This is a genomic window from Micromonospora sp. NPDC005237 (assembly GCF_040607775.1).
Classification (GTDB): Bacteria; Actinomycetota; Actinomycetes; order Mycobacteriales; family Micromonosporaceae; genus Micromonospora.
This window is the reverse complement of sequence record NZ_JBEXHJ010000029.1, coordinates 1-1,706: the sequence shown is the minus strand read 5'-3', so window position 1 is coordinate 1,706 and position 1,706 is coordinate 1. Positions and strand designations below refer to the sequence as shown.

Below are 1,706 nucleotides of genomic sequence, written 5' to 3'. Positions count from 1 at the left end.
CTGGCTTTACAAGCACCCTGTTGAGTTCTCAAAGAACAACCACACACCGATCAGAAGACCCAACCAGTGGGCCACCATCCCGGGGCTTTTCGTACGCGTCCCCGCCGCTCTCGCGCCGGGCACTTTTACTACGTTACCTCACCGTCTTCGCCGTGTCAAACCGTGTGTCCCGGTCTGTCGTGCTTCGTACGGGTTGGTCCCGGCGCACTCACGCAGCAGCGAACCGCTGCGTCAGGTCGTCGGATTTGGCAGGCCGGCCGCTGCGGTGTCCCGCAGTCTCGCCCGGTGCCCTGCCGGTCGTGAACCTTACCCGGTCGGTTCCGCTGCGCCAAATCCGCCTCGCGGCTGATCCGGTGAGCCCCGCCCGAACCGTGCCCGCAGAGGCGAACCCCTGCCTGACCCGGCTGCCTGCCCGATCCGGTGCTCCAGGTCTTTCGCCCTGTTTGCCCCGTTCCGCGCTGGCAGAGAGAAAGTTACGCGTCCGTGGGTTTGATCGTCAAATCGGGGGGTAGCGTCCCGCGTCACACTGATTCCCCTCCGCGTCGGATCAGCCATCCGGAGCTTCGCCGAGCAGCGGCGGAGGTCAGGACGCCTGCCGTCGGCGGGCGGCGGACCAGGCTCGGATGCCGAGCACACCGACTGTGGTCCCGATGGCCAGGGACACGGCGATCAGCAGAGCGTGCACCCACAGGAAGCTGGTGGCGGCGCCGTCGGCCACCGTGCCGGAGGCCCAGGATCGCGGGTCCTGCCAGATGGCGACGGCGAACCTCGGCCAGATCACCCAGGTCCAGATCCCGACCCCGACCAGGAAGAGAGCCCACCCTCGCGACAGCACCATGGCAGCCGAGTATGCCAGCGCACCCGATCCGCGAGCTGGCCAAGGACGCAACGGACGCGACGCCCGGACCGCGCGCCGCCGACCGGAGCTGGCACTCCAAGCAGCCCGTTTCCGGCCACGCCGGGGTGGGCAGTGCGATGGAGGACAGCTCAGGACCGTCCCCCGGGTAACGTGAGGCCGTGGTCCGGACGGGCAGTTGCGTGTCGGAGGCGGTCGATGTGGTCGACGGCCTGCCGTGCGGTGTCGTGCCCACGGTCCCGGCCAGCTCCGGCGACGGCCGTGAGCACTTCCTGGACGTACTCCGTGCCGGTGGTCTGCGGTACCGCGCCGGCGCGCGATGGCGGACGGCTCGCTGAGCCCTGTTTCCGCTTACCGAGGGGGCCTGTTCGCCCCGCTCGGCGCGCGCCCACGCGTGACCCACCCACCTGCACGAGAGGCACCTCGCCATGTCCATCGCACGAATGCTCACCGGCGACCGGCCCACCGGCCGCCTGCACCTTGGCCACTACGTCGGCAGCATCGCCAACCGGGTGCGGCTGCACCAGCGCTACGAGAGCTTCTTCATCATCGCTGACCTGCACATGCTGACCACCCGCAACCGCCGGGAGGACATCGACCAGGTCTCCGGCAATGCCCGCGAGATGGTGACCGACATCCTCGCCGCCGGCGTCGACCCGGCGCGTGCCACGTTCTACCTACAGTCGGCAATTCCGGAGGTCGGCGATCTCAACACCCTTCTGCAGAACCTGGTGACCGTTCCCCGGCTGGAACGGGGGGACTGTGGATCTAACGGTGTTTCCGGCCTGACCTGCCAGGCGTTGTGCCTGGTGAGGAGGGTGCCGTGATGACCGCGACACAGAACGATGTG

General features: G+C 68.4%; 2 protein-coding genes and 1 pseudogene. 2 read left to right on the top strand and 1 reads right to left on the bottom strand.

Annotated features, from left to right (window positions below; genetic code table 11):
- Positions 1–583 precede the first annotated feature (583 nt).
- Positions 584–838: a hypothetical protein gene (locus tag ABZT87_RS31375; RefSeq protein ID WP_355140090.1), complete on the bottom strand. Its 255-nt coding sequence runs from the start codon at positions 836–838 to the stop codon at positions 584–586.
- Positions 839–1,017: 179 nt separating this feature from the next.
- On the opposite strand from ABZT87_RS31375, the gene ABZT87_RS31370 reads away from it, so the two are divergent.
- Both ABZT87_RS31370 and ABZT87_RS31365 read left to right on the top strand, forming a co-directional pair.
- Positions 1,018–1,194 carry a hypothetical protein gene (locus ABZT87_RS31370; RefSeq protein ID WP_354862997.1) on the top strand — a complete coding sequence of 59 codons (177 nt, stop codon included), beginning with the start codon at positions 1,018–1,020 and terminating at the stop codon, positions 1,192–1,194.
- Positions 1,195–1,284: 90 nt separating this feature from the next.
- Positions 1,285–1,611 (top strand): annotated as a pseudogene (locus ABZT87_RS31365) (tryptophan--tRNA ligase); the annotation flags it as partial.
- Positions 1,612–1,706 lie beyond the last annotated feature (95 nt).